The 16,140-nt window shown below is 39.7% G+C and carries 9 protein-coding genes and 2 pseudogenes; all 11 read left to right on the plus strand.

Annotated features, from left to right (window positions below; translation table 11 throughout):
- The 11 genes and pseudogenes from msrB to HT714_RS04870 all read left to right on the plus strand — a co-directional run bounded on the left by msrB (window position 1) and on the right by HT714_RS04870 (window position 16,053).
- The gene (msrB, locus tag HT714_RS04825; RefSeq protein WP_173251590.1) at window positions 1-1,113 is read left to right on the plus strand and encodes a peptide-methionine (R)-S-oxide reductase MsrB; all 1,113 of its coding nucleotides are present in this window, start codon (window positions 1-3) and stop codon (window positions 1,111-1,113) included.
- Window positions 1,114-1,183: 70 nt separating this feature from the next.
- Window positions 1,184-1,921 carry a response regulator transcription factor gene (locus tag HT714_RS04830; RefSeq protein ID WP_173251592.1) on the plus strand — a complete coding sequence of 246 codons (738 nt, stop codon included), beginning with the start codon at window positions 1,184-1,186 and terminating at the stop codon, window positions 1,919-1,921.
- Window positions 1,918-3,609 (plus strand): sensor histidine kinase, encoded by a 1,692-nt coding sequence (locus HT714_RS04835; RefSeq protein ID WP_173251594.1) that lies wholly within the window; start codon window positions 1,918-1,920, stop codon window positions 3,607-3,609. Before HT714_RS04830 ends, HT714_RS04835 begins: the two co-directional genes overlap by 4 nt.
- A gap of 114 nt (window positions 3,610-3,723) precedes the next feature.
- The gene (locus tag HT714_RS04840; RefSeq protein WP_173251597.1) at window positions 3,724-4,287 is read left to right on the plus strand and encodes a TIGR01440 family protein; all 564 of its coding nucleotides are present in this window, start codon (window positions 3,724-3,726) and stop codon (window positions 4,285-4,287) included.
- 21 nt (window positions 4,288-4,308) lie between these two features.
- Window positions 4,309-10,227 (plus strand): ZmpA/ZmpB/ZmpC family metallo-endopeptidase, encoded by a 5,919-nt coding sequence (locus HT714_RS04845; protein WP_173251599.1) that lies wholly within the window; start codon window positions 4,309-4,311, stop codon window positions 10,225-10,227.
- Between the two features lie 68 nt (window positions 10,228-10,295).
- On the plus strand, window positions 10,296-12,017 hold the full coding sequence (gene pabB / locus HT714_RS04850; protein ID WP_173225391.1) for an aminodeoxychorismate synthase component I: 1,722 nt from the start codon (window positions 10,296-10,298) through the stop codon (window positions 12,015-12,017).
- On the plus strand, window positions 12,018-12,635 hold the full coding sequence (locus tag HT714_RS04855; RefSeq protein WP_173225388.1) for an alpha/beta hydrolase: 618 nt from the start codon (window positions 12,018-12,020) through the stop codon (window positions 12,633-12,635).
- A gap of 49 nt (window positions 12,636-12,684) precedes the next feature.
- Window positions 12,685-13,491, plus strand: a pseudogene (locus HT714_RS09650) (N-acetylmuramoyl-L-alanine amidase family protein); the annotation flags it as partial.
- A gap of 6 nt (window positions 13,492-13,497) precedes the next feature.
- Window positions 13,498-14,052: pseudogene (gene ldcB, locus HT714_RS09655) on the plus strand (LD-carboxypeptidase LdcB/DacB); the annotation flags it as partial.
- 104 nt (window positions 14,053-14,156) lie between these two features.
- Window positions 14,157-15,116, plus strand: a complete 960-nt coding sequence (locus HT714_RS04865) for an ROK family glucokinase (protein WP_173225382.1) — start codon at window positions 14,157-14,159, stop codon at window positions 15,114-15,116.
- Between the two features lie 97 nt (window positions 15,117-15,213).
- Complete coding sequence (locus tag HT714_RS04870) at window positions 15,214-16,053, plus strand: thymidylate synthase (RefSeq protein ID WP_173225379.1); 840 nt, start codon at window positions 15,214-15,216, stop codon at window positions 16,051-16,053.
- The last annotated feature ends 87 nt before the right edge of the window (window positions 16,054-16,140 follow it).

Raw genomic sequence — 16,140 nt, forward strand, 5'->3', positions numbered from 1 at the left:
ATGAATGATAAAGTAAAATTGTTTGTCTTGGCAGGAATCTTTTTCCTAGCCATAACCGGTTTCTATTTTCTATTGATGCGAAATGCAGGGCAGACAGATAGCTCGCAAATTGAGAAAGCATCAGTTAGCCAAGGAGGAAAAACAGTGAAAAAAACAGAAGTGAGTAAAGATGCAGACTTGCACGAAATTTATCTAGCTGGTGGATGTTTCTGGGGAGTTGAGGAGTATTTTTCTCGCGTTCCTGGTGTGACAGATGCCGTATCAGGCTATGCAAATGGTAGAGGGGAAACAACCAAGTACGAATTGATTAACCAAACAGGACATGCGGAAACCGTCCATGTCACTTACGACGCCAATCAAATTTCCCTCAAGGAAATTCTGCTTCATTATTTCCGCATTATCAATCCAACCAGCAAAAATAAACAAGGAAATGATGTGGGAACCCAGTACCGTACTGGTGTTTATTACACAGATGACAAGGATTTGGAAGTAATCAACCAAGTCTTTGATGAGGTGGCTAAGAAATACGACCAACCTCTAGCAGTTGAAAAGGAGAACTTGAAGAATTTTGTAGTGGCTGAGGATTACCACCAAGACTATCTCAAGAAAAATCCAAATGGCTACTGCCATATCAATGTCAATCAGGCGGCCTATCCTGTCATCGATGCCAGCAAATATCCAAAACCAAGTGATGAGGAATTGAAAAAGACCCTGTCACCTGAGGAGTATGCAGTCACCCAGAAAAATCAAACAGAACGAGCTTTTTCAAATCGCTATTGGGATAAATTTGAATCCGGTATCTATGTGGATGTGGCAACTGGCGAACCTCTTTTTTCATCAAAGGATAAGTTTGAGTCTGGTTGTGGCTGGCCTAGTTTCACCCAACCCATCAGTCCAGATGTCGCCACCTACAAGGAAGATAAGTCTTACAATATGACACGCATGGAAGTGCGGAGCCGAGTGGGAGATTCTCATCTGGGCCATGTCTTTACGGACGGTCCTCAGGACAAGGGTGGCTTGCGCTACTGTATCAATAGTCTCTCTATTCGATTTATTCCCAAAGACCAAATGGAAGAAAAAGGCTATGCTTATTTACTAGATTATGTCGATTAAGAGGGCTTTCCTAAGCAGTTAGAGGAGAATTTTGCTATACTGATACTAGTAAGTGACAAAGGAGCTGAGCATGACCTACACAATTTTAATCGTAGAAGATGAATATCTGGTAAGACAAGGCTTGACCAAACTGGTCAATGTAGCAGCCTACGATATGGAAATCATCGGTCAGGCTGAAAATGGAAAGCAGGCTTGGGAATTGATACAAAAGCAGGTGCCAGATATCATTTTAACCGATATCAACATGCCTCAGCTAAATGGTATCCAGTTGGCCAGTCTGGTCCGAGAAACTTATCCTCAGGTTCATCTGGTTTTTTTGACAGGTTACGATGATTTTGATTATGCCTTGTCTGCTGTCAAACTCGGTGTGGATGACTACCTGCTCAAGCCCTTTTCTCGTCAGGATATTGAGGAAATGTTGGGGAAAATCAAGCAAAAGTTGGATAAGGAAGAAAAGGAAGAGCAATTACAAGATCTATTGACTGATAAGTTTGAGGGAAATATGGCCCAGAAAATCCAGTCCCATCTGGCTGATAGCCAATTTAGTTTAAAGTCTTTAGCCAATGACTTGGGCTTTAGTCCGACTTATCTGAGTTCTTTGATTAAGAAAGAGTTGGGCCTGCCTTTTCAGGATTATCTGGTGAGAGAACGTGTCAAACAAGCTAAGCTTTTACTTTTAACTACAGATTTAAAGATTTATGAGATCGCAGAGAAGGTTGGCTTTGAAGATATGAACTATTTTACCCAACGTTTTAAACAAGTTGCGGGTGTGACACCTCGTCAGTTTAAGAAGGGGGAAGGTCGATGAAGCGTTCTTCTCTCCTAGTCAGAATGGTTATTTCCATCTTTCTGGTCTTTCTCATTCTCCTAGCTCTGGTCGGGACTTTCTATTATCAATCTAGTTCATCAGCCATTGAAGCTACCATTGAGGGCAATAGCCAGACGACTATCAGCCAAACTAGCCACTTTATCCAGTCTTATATCAAAAAATTAGAAACCACCTCGACTAGTTTGACCCAGCAGACAGATGTTCTGGCCTATGCTGAGAATCCCAGTCAAGACAAGATCAAGGGAATTCGAGATCTGTTTTTGACCATCTTAAAGGCAGATCAGGACTTGAAAACTGTTGTGCTGGTGACCAAATCCGGTCAGGTCATTTCTACAGATGATAGTGTGCAGATGAAAACCTCCTCTGATATGATGGCTGAGGATTGGTACCAAAAGGCCATTCATCAGGGAGCCATGCCCGTTTTGACTCCAGCTCGTAAATCAGATAGTCAGTGGGTCATTTCTGTCACTCAAGAACTTCTTGATTCAAAGGGAGCCAATCTTGGCGTGCTTCGTTTGGATATTTCCTACGAAACTCTGGAAGCCTATCTTAACCGGCTTCAGTTGGGTCAGCAGGGCTTTGCCTTTATTATCAATGAAAACCATGAATTTGTTTATCATCCTCAACATACAGTTTATAGTTCGTCTAGCGAAATGGAGGCCATGAAACCCTATATTGAGACAGGGCAGGGTTACACTCCAGACCACCGATCCTATGTCAGTCAAGAAAAGATTGCTGGAACTGATTGGACGGTGCTTGGTGTGTCTTCGTTGGAGAAGTTAGACCAGCTTCGGAATCAACTCATGTGGACCTTGCTTGGTGCTAGTGTCACATCTCTTCTTGCCTGTCTCTGCTTGGTGTGGTTCAGTCTTAAACGCTGGATTGCTCCTCTGAAGGATTTGAGAGAAACCATGCTGGAAATTGTTTCTGGTGGTCAGAATCTTCGTGCCAAGGAAGCTGGTGCTTATGAACTGAGAGAAGTGACTCGTCAGTTCAATGCCATGCTGGATCAGATTGATCAGTTGATGGTAGATATTCGCAGGCAGGAAGAAACGACCCGTCAGTACCAACTTCAAGCCCTATCGAGCCAGATTAATCCGCATTTCCTCTATAACACCTTGGATACCATCATCTGGATGGCTGAATTTCAGGATAGTCAGCGCGTGGTTCAGGTGACCAAGTCCTTGGCAACCTATTTCCGCTTGGCGCTCAATCAAGGCAAGGATTTGATTTGCCTGTCTGACGAAATCAACCATGTCCGCCAGTATCTCTTTATCCAGAAACAACGCTATGGAGATAAGCTGGAATACGAAATTGCTGAAAATCCTGCCTTTGATCATCTAGTCTTGCCCAAGTTAGTGTTACAACCCTTGGTAGAAAATGCTCTTTACCATGGCATTAAGGAAAAGGAAGGTCAGGGACATATTAGAGTTTCTGTCCAGAAACAGGATTCGGGCTTGGTCATCCGCATTGAGGATGATGGCGTTGGCTTCCAAGTTGCTGGCGATAGTAGTCAAAGTCAACTCAAACGTGGGGGAGTTGGTCTTAAAAATATTGACCAACGGCTCAAACTTCATTTTGGAGAAGATTACCAGATGAAGATCGATTCTGCCCCTTTAAAGGGTACGACAGTTGAAATATACATAAATAGAATAGAACCTAACTAACTCCCAGTCAATTCTGGGAGTTTTATGCAGGTTGGAGTAAGATTTTCAGGTTGTCTATCTTGCTAAAAACAAGAAAAAACGATATGATAGATAGTGATAAAAGAGGTATCAAGTATGAAGGAAAAAGACATTCAAAGAGAGACAAGCCAGATTGTAGAAGATGTATTGGAAAAGGCCAATTTGAAGCAGGGGGCCCTTTTTGTTTTAGGTCTATCTTCTAGTGAGGTGCTAGGTGGTCAGATTGGGAAAGAATCCAGTCAAGAGATTGGTGAGCTGATAGTGGGGACTATCTTGGGTATTCTAGGTAGTAGAGGTATCCATTTAGCCGTTCAAGGTTGTGAACATGTTAATCGAGCCCTCGTCGTTGAACGTCAGGTGGCAGAGCAGTTTGGCCTGGAAATCGTCAGTGTCCTTCCGACTCTTCATGCAGGAGGTTCGGGTCAATTGGCAGCCTTCAAGTTTATGCAAGATCCAGTTGAGGTTGAATTTATCAAGGCTCATGCTGGATTGGATATCGGAGACACTGCAATTGGCATGCATGTCAAGCATGTTCAGGTTCCGATTCGCCCTCTTTTGAGAGAGATTGGGCATGCCCACGTAACGGCTCTAGCTAGTCGTCCAAAATTAATCGGAGGTGCGCGTGCGCACTATCCGCAAGATTCTATCAGAAAGTCGTGAGAATGAATAAAGGAGATGAAAGTGTTTAAAAAAGACCGTTTTTCAATTCGTAAGATTAAGGGAGTTGTAGGTTCTGTATTTCTTGGAAGCCTTTTGATGGCTCCTTCTGTAGTGGACGCAGCCACCTATCACTATGTAGATAAAGAGGTTATTTCACAAGAAGCTAAAGATTTAATCCAGACAGGAAAGCCTGATGGAAATGAAGTTGTCTATGGTTTGGTATATCAAAAAGACCAGCTGCCACAAACAGGGACAGAAGCATCTGTTTTGACAGCTTTTGGTTTGCTGACTGTTGGGAGCTTACTTTTAATCTACAAGAGAAAGAAAATTGCCAGCGTCTTTCTAGTTGGAGCTATGGGATTGGTAGTCCTTCCTAGTGCAGGAGCTGTAGACCCAGTTGCGACCCTAGCACCAGCTAGTCGAGAGGGTGTTGTTGAAATGGAGGGTTATCGCTATGTTGGTTATCTATCAGGTGACATCCTCAAAACGCTTGGCTTGGACACTGTTTTAGAAGAAGACTCAGCTAAACCTGGAGAGGTGACTGTAGTCGAAGTTGAGAATCCCCAAGTAACAACAAATCAGGAGCAAGCTAATCCAGAAAACCAAGCAGTAGAGACAGAGGAAGCTCCAAAAGAAGAAGCACCTAAAACAGAAGAAAGTCCAAAGGAAGAACCAAAATCGGAGGTAAAACCTACTGACGAGCCCCTCCCTAAAGGAAAAGATGAAAAAGAAGATTCAGCAGAACCAGCTCCAGTTGAAGAAGTAGGTGGAAAAGTTGAGTCAAAACCAGAGGAAAAAGTAGCAGTTAAGCCAGAAAGTCAACCATCAGACAAACCAGCTGAGGAATCAAAAGTTGAACCACCAGTAGAACAAGCAAAAGTCCCAGAACAACCCGTGCAACCTACACAACCGGAGCAACCAAGGATACCAAAAGATTCATCACAACAAGAAGATCCTAAAGAGGATAAGGTATCGGAAGAGACACCGAAACAAGAAGATGCACAGCCAGCAGTAGTAGAATCAAAAGAGGAGGCTGCTAATCAACCTGTTGAAGAACCAAAAGTGGAAATGCCTGCTGTAGAAAAACAAACGGAACCAAAAGTTGAACAAGCAGGTGAACCAGTCGCGCCAAGTGAAGACGAAAAGGCACCAGTCTCTCCAGAAAAGCAACCAGAAGCTTCTGAGGAAGAGAAGGTTTCGGAAGAAACCCCGAAACCAGTAGAAGTCTCTCCAGAGACCAAGGCTGAAGAAACTGTAGAACCAACAGAGGAGACCAAAACAGCTAAAGGTACGCAAGAAGAAGGCAAAGAAGGTCAAGCACCAGTACAAGAAGTAAACCCAGAATATAAAGTAACAACAGGTACAGTTGAGAAGTCTACCGAAAGTGAATTAGATTTCACAACAGAAGTAGTTCCGGATGACACAAAATATGTAGATGAAGAAGTTGTTGAACGTCAAGGGTCTAAAGGAGTTCAACTTACGAAAACAACTTACGAAACAGTGGAAGGTGTAGAGACAGATAAAGTTCTTTCTACAACTACAGAAGTAAAAACTCCTGCTGTTCCGAAAGTTGTTAAAAAAGGAACAAAACCAGTTGAAGGAACAGTAGATGAAACTGAAGAAGTAGAGATTCCTTTTAAAACAAAAACGCAAGAAGATGATACTTTAAAACGTGGGACAGAAGAAGTTGCTCAAGAAGGTGTAAACGGCAAGAAACAAATTACCAAGACGTATAAAACGATTCGTGGAGAAAAAACAAAAGATGCTCCAACAGTAGAAGAAAAAATTATCTTACAACCTCAAGATAAAATTATTAAGAATGGTACAAAAGGGTTAGAAAAACCAACATTACAATGGAATACAACAGATAAAGATGTCTTGAAGAAGAGTGCGACAGCTAGTTATACGTTGACAAAACCAGCTGGAGTAGAAATCAAATCAATCAAATTAGCATTAAAAGATAAAGATGGACAACTTGTTAAAGAAGTAACGGTAGAAGAAAATAAATTAAACGCTACTTTAGATAAATTGAAATATTATCAAGGTTACACCCTATCTACTACAATGGTTTATGATCGTGGAGAAGGCGAAGAAACTGAGAAATTAGAAGATAAACAAATTCAGTTAGACCTTAAAAAAGTTGAAATCAAAGATATTCGAAGAACTGATTTAATTAAATATGATCAAGAAACAGAAACGAATGAATCTAGATTAAAATCAATCCCAGAGGATAAGAGTAAATACTACTTAAAAGTCACTTCACATGATCAAAAATCAACATTATTAGCAGTGAAAAATATTGAAGAAGTAACCGTTGATGGAAAACAAATGTATAAAGTAACTGCAACAGCAGATAATTTAGTTGGGCGTCAAAAAGATCAAACATTTGAATCTGAATATACTCATTACATTGAAAAATCAGTTGCAGCTAACGGAAATGTTTATTATGATTTTGAAGATTTAGTTTCAGCAATGCAAAAAAATCCAGCAGGAGAATACCGATTAGGTCAAAGTATGAGTGCTAGAAATGCATCTGCGAATGGAAAATCGTATATCACGAGTGAATTTACAGGAAAATTATTAAGTGAAGACGGAAAACGTTATGCTATTACAGAGTTAGAACGACCTTTATTCAATGTTATTAAGAATGCTACTATAAAAAATATTAATTTTGAAGATGTAGATATCGATCGTAAAAATGATGATGGTGTTGCTACAATAGCCAATACAATGAATGGAACTTCTGTCATTGAAGATGTGAAAATTACAGGTTCTGTTATTGGACGTAATAATGTAGCAGGTGTTGTTAATTATATGAACGAGGGAACTCGCATTGAAAATGTTGCCTTTATTGGTAAACTACATTCTACAAGTGAAAATGGTTCAGCATTAGGTGGTATTGCCGATAAAAACTATCGAGGTATTGTAACAAGAACTTATGTAGATGCAATATTAACAGGTAATAACGTACGAGCAAGCTCATTAATTCCATATGTTGAATACGGAATGGTAGGCGATTATTTAACTGGAACTAAAGGAAACTTGACCAAATCTGTTGCCAAAGGAATGATTAATGTAGTTACGCCAGTACAAACTGGAGCGTTTGCAAGTAAGACATGGCCTTTTGGTACAGTAAAAGATAATGTTAGTTATGTAAAAGTGAAAAATGCAGAAATGTTATTTGGTTCAAATGATATTGATGATGATTATGCACATCCACAAATTGATAAATTATACAGTGTAGCTGGATATAGTGAAGGTAAAAAGTCATACACTAAATATCCTAATAAACAAATTAAATTAACAAAAGAAGAAGCTGATGAAAAAGTAGCTAGCTATAATATTACTGCTAATACTTTTGAAAGCGAAAAATCACTAGTGGCTACATTAAACGCAACAGTGTCTCAAAATTCTGCTTATGATCAAATCCAAGATTATAACGATGAATATAAATTAGCATATAAGAATTTTGAAAAATTACAACCATTCTATAATAAAGAATATATTGTACATCAAGCTAATAAATTGGATAAAGCACATAACTTAAATACGAAAGAAGTTCTTTCTGTAACACCAATGCATGATACAGAATTCGTTACAAATTTAGAAGAAGTGAATAAAATTATGATTCACTATGCGGATGGAACAAAAGAATACTTAAATCTATCTGGCAGTACAGAAGGATTAAGTAATGTTAAAGAATACACTGTAACAGATTTAGGAGTTAAATATACATTAAATATTGTTCAAAAAAATTATGATGGTTTAGTGAATGGAATTGTTTCAAAATTAAGTCCGATTGAATTACAATCAGATGTTATTTATAAACACTTTAACCGACCGGGAGCAGGAAGATTTGATGCGGTGAAAAATCTTTACTTAGAAGAAAGCTTTGATTATGTGAAGAATAACTTAACAGAACTAGTGACTAAGTTAGTTCAAAACGAAAATCATCAATTAAATGATTCACTAGTAGCACAACAAATGATTTTAGATAAAGTTGAAAAGAATAAAGCCGCTTTAATTCTTGGATTAACGTATCTAAATCGTTATTACGGAGTAAAATTTGGAGAAGTAAATATTAAAGAATTAATGTTATTCAAACCAGATTTCTATGGTAAAAATATAGATGTATTAGATCGATTGATTGAAATTGGCTCTAAAGAGAACAATCTTAAAGGTCATCGTACACATGATGCATTCCGTGAAGTTTTGAGTGCTTCTACTCGCTCGGGTAACTTAATTGACTTCTTAAAATACAATATGGAACTTTTAACTTCAGATAAAAATATAAATGATTGGTTTATTCATGCGACTGAAGGTAAAGTATACGTTGTTGAAAAACAATCTCGTGAAGAAGGTCTTAAAAATGCTAAATATAGAGCATTTGATAATCTATCCAAAGGATATCATCAGAAGATGATTCTTCCACTTTTAAATCTAAAGCAAACACAAGCATTCCTGATTTCTACGTATAACACAATTTCATTTGGTACAGCTAATAAATACAATACGACACTTGGAAATTTCAAAGATAAAATTGATTTGGCGGCAAATAGGCATCTTAACTATCTTGATTTCTGGTACCGACTTGCAAATGAGAATGTTAAGAATTTATTGGCAAAAGAGATTGTTACTCCTGTTTGGGAAGGATACCAAGTTTGGGGACATGATTGGGGTAAATGGATGGATAAATATGGTAAGTTTGAAGATGGTAAAGGTATTTATGCTCCAACCCGTGAACTTTATGGCCCTGTAGGTGAGCATTACGGTCCTAATGGGGCTGTTGCCGGAGCCTATGCAACTTATTATGATGATAAGAATGATAATCGTGCAAAAGTTGTATTTGTTATGTCTGATATGATTAGCGAGTATGGATCCTCAGCATTTACACATGAAACTACTCACATAAATGACCGCGTAGTTTATTATGGAGGGTACACACACCGAGAAGGTACATTCTTAGAAGCCTTCGCACAAGGTATGCTTCAATCACCTGCTACTCAAGGTCACCAAGGTGAGTATGGTGCTTTAGGACTAAATATGGCTTTTGAACGTGAAAACGATGGAAATCAATGGTATAATTATAACCCTAATAATCTTAAATCACGTAAAGAAATTGACCACTATATGAAGAACTATAATGAGGCACTGATGATGTTAGATTATCTTGAAGCTGATGCAGTTATTGGGAAACTTAATGGTGATAATAGTAAATGGTTTAAGAAAGTTGATAAGAAAATGCGTCATACTGATGGTGATAATAAACATCTAGTTGGACCTAACCAATGGGATGAAGTGCGTGACTTAAGCGAACAAGAAAAAGCACTTGAGTTGAATAATATTAATGATTTAGTTAACAATAACTTTATTACAAAACATGGTGCTCCAGGTAACGGGGTGTATCGTCCTGAAGATTTTAGATCTGCATACGTTAACGTTAATATGATGACCGGTATCTACGGTGGTAATACTAGTGATGGTGCTCCGGGAGCCCTATCATTCAAACACAATGCTTTCCGTATGTGGGGTTACTTCGGATATGAAAATGGATTTATTGGATATGTTTCCAATAAATATAAAGGTGAAGCGAAAAAGGATGGTGAAAACAATTTAAGTGATAAATTTATTATTAAGAAAGTATCTAAAAATGTATACAACACACTTGAGGATTGGAAGCAACATTGGTTCCAAGAAATTAAAGATAAAGCTAATAATGGATTCACTGCCATTGAAATTAATGGTGAAACGATTACAAGTTATGACAGATTGAAGACTCTATTCAGTACTGCTGTTGAAAAAGATTTAGCTGAATTGAACGATTCTAAAGTAGAGCGTAAATATAGAAATACTGTAGGCTTGAAAGAGAAAGTCTTCAAACAACTCTTGTACAAATCCGACGGTTTCTCTGGGAATCTCTTCAATGAATCACAGGCATAGTGCTAACAAAATCATTACAAAGGTGGATCAGCTTGGCTGTATCTGCCTTTTTATGCTATACTTAAGGTATGCATAGAAAAACAGTGATTGATTTTAGGGCTTTGGGGGAGAGATACACCTTTACCCAGCCTATTAAAGAGTTGAAAACGAGAAATGTAGCAGAAGTGGCAGATTTGCTGGCACAAGTGGAAAGCTACCAAGAGCAGGGCTACTATGTGGTGGGCTATGTCAGCTATGAGGCTGCACCTGCTTTTGAGGAGAAATTAGCAGTTCATAAAGCTCCTTTACTGGCAGAGTATCTGCTATATTTTACAGTTCATGATAGGGTAGAAACATCCCCTATTTCTCTGATTTATGACGAGGTTGATTTGCCTTCAAACTGGCAGGAAGTAACGTCTGCAGCAGACTATGAAAAGGCTATTGCACAGATTCACCATCATTTGCGCCAGGGAGACACCTATCAGGTCAACTACACAGTCCAACTCAAGCAAAAATTAAGTGCCAATCCTTTTGCCATCTACAATCGTATGGTGGTAGAGCAGGAGGCGGGTTACAATGCTTATGTTGAACATGACGAGATGGCAGTGATTTCCATGAGCCCAGAGCTCTTTTTTGAGCAGAATGGCCGCGAGTTGACAACGCGACCAATGAAGGGAACGACTCAGCGTGGCATGACTGACCAAGAAGATCTTGAACAGGCTAGCTGGTTGGAGCAGGATTCTAAAAATCGCTCTGAAAATATGATGATTGTGGACCTCTTGCGCAACGATATGAACCGTATTTCTGAAGTGGGAAGTGAGCATGTGGAGCGTCTGTGTCAAGTGGAGCAGTATTCGACTGTCTGGCAGATGACTTCGACCATCAAGAGTCGGTTGCGACCAGATGTGGACTTGGTTTCCATTTTTCGCTCTCTCTTTCCTTGTGGATCCATCACAGGAGCTCCGAAAATTGCGACTATGGAGATTATAAAGGACTTAGAACCACAACCGCGTGGAGTCTACTGTGGAACGATTGGTCTCTTGCTTCCAAATGGACGACGGATTTTTAATGTGGCCATTCGTACCATTCAACTTCACAAAGGTCAAGCCATTTATGGAGTTGGCGGAGGGATTACATGGGATAGCACATGGGAATCTGAATACCGAGAGGTTCATCAAAAGGCAGCAGTTCTCTATCGTAAACAAGCTCGTTTTCAGCTGATTACTACTGGGAAAATCAGCCAGAAGAACTTGCTGTTTGAAGAACAACATTTGGAAAGACTCCAAAAAGCTAGTCGCTATTTTGCCTTTCCTTTGGATTCAGAAGACTTGAGACACAAGATTGAGGAAGAGTGTCAGGATTGTGACATTGATCAAGATTACCGCTTGCGAATTAGCCTTAGCAAGTCTGGAAAGATAGAGGTCGATCGTCAAGTATTAACACCCCTCAGTCCAACCTTCTGCCATGCCCAACTCTGCCTGCAGGAAGCCAATTTGCAACAAGCATTTACCTATTTTAAAACAAGCCACCGACCGCATTTGAGCCTAGGGGAACAAGAGAAGATTTACCACAATAAGTCTGGAGAGCTACTTGAAACCTCTATTGGAAATTTGGTTCTGAAAATCGCTGGAAAACTCTACACACCGCCTATTCGACTGGGAATTTTACCAGGAATTTACCGTCAGCATTTGCTGGAAACAGGACAGGTAGAAGAGAAAGTCTTGACCTTGGCAGATTTAGACAAAGCTGAAGCTATTTACGGCTGTAACGCAGTGCGAGGCTTGTATGAGTTAATCTTACAGGAGAACTAGATGAAACTGATATTTTTACATGGACTAGGCCAGTCAGCGGAGAGTTGGAAAGAAGTTCAGAATCTACTGACAGATTATCCTTCTGAGGCTATCGAGTTGTTTCCTTCTGGAGTTAGCAACTATCAACAAGCCAAGGAACGAGTTTATCAGCATCTAGTTCAAGAGACAGAACCTTTTGTCCTAATCGGTTTGTCCTTAGGGGCTGTCCTTGCATTGGAGCTTTCAAGTTCTGAGATACCAACCCTTCAGGCTTTGGTTTTGTCAGGTTGTCCATTGAAACTAGCAGGTAATATTCCTTTTTATTTTCAAACACTGATATTTAAACTACTCCCAAAAAGGATATTTGAGAAACAGGGAGCAGACAAAACTCTTATGGTTGGAGTTTCTGAGGAATTGAAGACACTTGATTTAAGAGAGATTGCAAGGCATTGTCCTTATCCAACCTTACTAATTTGTGGTAGCAAAGATAAACCGAATCTTAGTTCTATGAAAGATCTTCATTTATTATTGAAAGATTCGCAGTTTCAGATCATTCCTGATGGCCCTCATGTTCTGAATAGAGCTAAACCAAAAGAGTTTGCAGAAATAACCAGAAGTTTTCTTGAATTGAAGAAATAAATCTGATAAAATAAACATGAAATCGATATCATCGTTATGGGAGAAAGAAATGAATAAACGTCTCTTTTTAAAAATGAGTCTGGCTACCTTGCCAATTTTAGCCTTGTTTTCACAGCCTGTGTTAGCAGAAGAAGACATTCATTTTTCTAGCTGTCAGGAAGCTTGGGCGAATGGCTATTCGGATATTCACGAGGGAGAACCTGGTTATTCTGCCAAGTTAGACCGAGATCATGATGGTGTGGCTTGCGAATTGAAGAATGCTCCTAAGGGTGCTTTCAAAGCAAAACAAGCAACTACGGCTCAAAGCAACACAAGTTCAGCAACAACAAGTGGATGGGTTAAGCAGGACGGTGCTTGGTACTACTTTGATGGAAATGGAAATCCAGTGAAAAATGCTTGGCAGGGAAGCTATTACCTGAAATCTGATGGTAAGATGGCACAGAGCGAATGGATTTATGATTCTTACTATCAAGCTTGGTATTATTTGAAATCAGATGGCTCTTATGCTTATAGTACATGGCAAGGAAATTACTATTTGAAATCAAACGGTAAAATGGCTAAAGGTGAATGGATTTATGATGATTCTTATCAAGCTTGGTATTACTTGAAATCAGATGGTTCGTATACTTATAGTACATGGCAAGGAAATTACTATCTGAAATCAGATGGTAAAATGGCACAGAGCGAATGGATTTATGATGATTCTTATCAAGCTTGGTATTATTTGAAATCAGATGGCTCTTATGCTTATAGTACATGGCAAGGAAATTACTATCTGAAATCAGATGGTAAAATGGCTGTCAATGAATGGGTTGATGGTGGACGTTATTATGTAGATACCACTGGTTTGTGGAAAGCCAATTCAAAAGTAACTAATAAAGGTTCTTACTATAGCCTTCAAGGGAAGTATGATGAAATTGTCGTTGCCAACAAACACTATCCAATGTCAAAAGACTACTATCCTGGTGAAAATGCTACTGCAAAAGCAGCCTTTTTAAAACTGATTGCACAAATGAAAGAAGAAGGATACGCTATTAGCGATAATTATAGTGGATTTAGAAGTTATGCAACTCAAGCACAATTGTATCAAAGTTATGTGAACCAAGAGGGACAGGCTGCTGCGGATCGTTATTCCGCCCGTCCTGGATATAGTGAACATCAGACAGGACTTGCTTTTGATGTGATTGGCACAGATGGTCAATTAGTTGAAGATGCGGGTGCGGCTCAATGGTTATTGGATCATGCACCAGACTATGGCTTTGTTGTTCGCTATCCCCGTGGGAAAGAGAGTGTCACAGGTTACATGCATGAGGAATGGCATTTACGTTACATTGGAAAAGAAGCAAAAGACATTGCTGCAAGTGGTTTGACACTAGAGGAATACTATGGCTTTGATGGTGGAGACTATCTTCAGTAAAATTACTCATAAAAACAATGCAAACCTTTGCATAAATGAGTGAAATTTGTTATACTATAACTGTAAGCATTTTCAATTACTGCATAATGAAAAAGGAGAATATGATGAGTCAAAAGATTATTGGGATTGACCTTGGTGGAACTTCTATCAAATTTGCAATCTTGACAACAGCAGGAGAGATCCAAGAAAAGTGGTCTATCAAGACCAATATTTTGGATGAGGGGAGTCATATTGTTGATGATATGATTGAATCTATTCAACATCGTTTGGACTTGCTTGGATTGGTAGCAGCAGACTTCCAAGGAATTGGAATGGGGTCACCAGGTGTGGTTGACCGTGAAAAAGGGACTGTGATTGGTGCCTACAACTTGAACTGGAAAACCCTTCAACCAATCAAAGAAAAGATTGAAAAAGCCTTGGGGATTCCATTTTTCATCGATAATGATGCCAACGTAGCGGCTCTTGGTGAGCGTTGGATGGGGGCTGGTGATAACCAACCAGACGTTGTCTTTATGACACTTGGTACAGGTGTTGGTGGTGGTATTGTCGCAGAAGGCAAATTGCTTCACGGTGTAGCTGGTGCAGCAGGTGAGCTTGGTCACATCACTGTTGACTTTGACCAACCAATCGCATGTACTTGCGGTAAGAAAGGTTGCCTTGAGACAGTAGCTTCTGCAACAGGGATTGTCAACTTGACTCGTCGTTATGCCGATGAATACGAAGGTGATGCAGCCTTGAAACGCTTGATTGATAACGGAGAGGAAGTAACCGCTAAGACAGTCTTTGACCTTGTAAAAGAAGGAGACGACCTTGCCTTAATCGTTTACCGTAACTTCTCACGTTACTTGGGAATCGCTTGTGCTAACATCGGTTCAATCCTAAACCCATCAACAATCGTCATCGGTGGTGGTGTGTCAGCTGCGGGAGAATTCCTTTTACAAGGTGTTCAAAAAGTCTACGATGAAAATACTTTCCCACAAGTACGCACATCTACTAAATTAGCTCTTGCAACTCTAGGAAATGACGCTGGAGTTATCGGAGCAGCATCACTTGTATTGCAATAAAATAATAAAAGAGGAAAAGTGCTAACCTAGAGTTAGTAATGTTCCTCTTTTCTTTTTTATGCTATACTAGTTAGGACAATAAATGAGGTGAGAGTAAATGACAAAAGCAGATACGATTTTTAAAGAAAATATTGAACGAATCCTCAAAGACGGTGTCTTTTCTGAGCAGGCCCGTCCCAAGTACAAGGATGGGACTGTTGCCAACTCCAAGTACATAACGGGTGCCTTTGCAGAGTATGACTTGGCAAAAGGGGAATTCCCCATCACAACCTTGCGTCCCATTGCAATCAAATCAGCTATCAAAGAAGTTCTCTGGATCTACCAAGACCAGTCAAATAGCCTTGAGGTACTCAATGACAAGTACAATGTTCACTACTGGAATGACTGGGAAGTGGGAGATACAGGAACTATTGGTGAGCGCTATGGTGCTGTTGTTAAGAAACACGACATCATCAATAAGCTTCTCAAACAGTTGGAAGCCAACCCTTGGAACCGCCGCAATATTATCTCTCTCTGGGATTACCAAGCTTTTGAGGAGACAGAGGGCCTCCTTCCATGCGCCTTTCAGACCATGTTTGATGTCCGCCGTGTAGATGGGGAAATCTATCTGGATGCGACCTTGACCCAGCGTTCGAATGATATGCTGGTGGCTCACCACATCAATGCTATGCAGTATGTAGCTCTTCAAATGATGATTGCCAAGCATTTTGGCTGGAAGGTTGGGAAGTTCTTCTATTTCATAAACAACCTCCATATCTATGACAATCAATTTGAACAAGCTCAGGAATTGCTCCGTCGTGAGCCGTCAAACTGCCAACCACGTTTGGTCTTGAATATACCAGATAAGACAAACTTCTTTGATATTAAAGCAGAAGATTTTGAGTTGGTGGATTATGACCCTGTTAAGCCACAGTTGAAGTTTGACCTAGCTATTTAATACTCAATGAAAATCAAAGAGTAAACTAGGAAGCTAGCCACAGGTTTCTCAAAGCACTGCTTTGAGGTTGTAGATAAGACTGACGAA

It is taken from the genome of Streptococcus sp. 3705, from assembly GCF_013277145.1.
In the GTDB taxonomy this organism is placed as follows: domain Bacteria; phylum Bacillota; class Bacilli; order Lactobacillales; family Streptococcaceae; genus Streptococcus.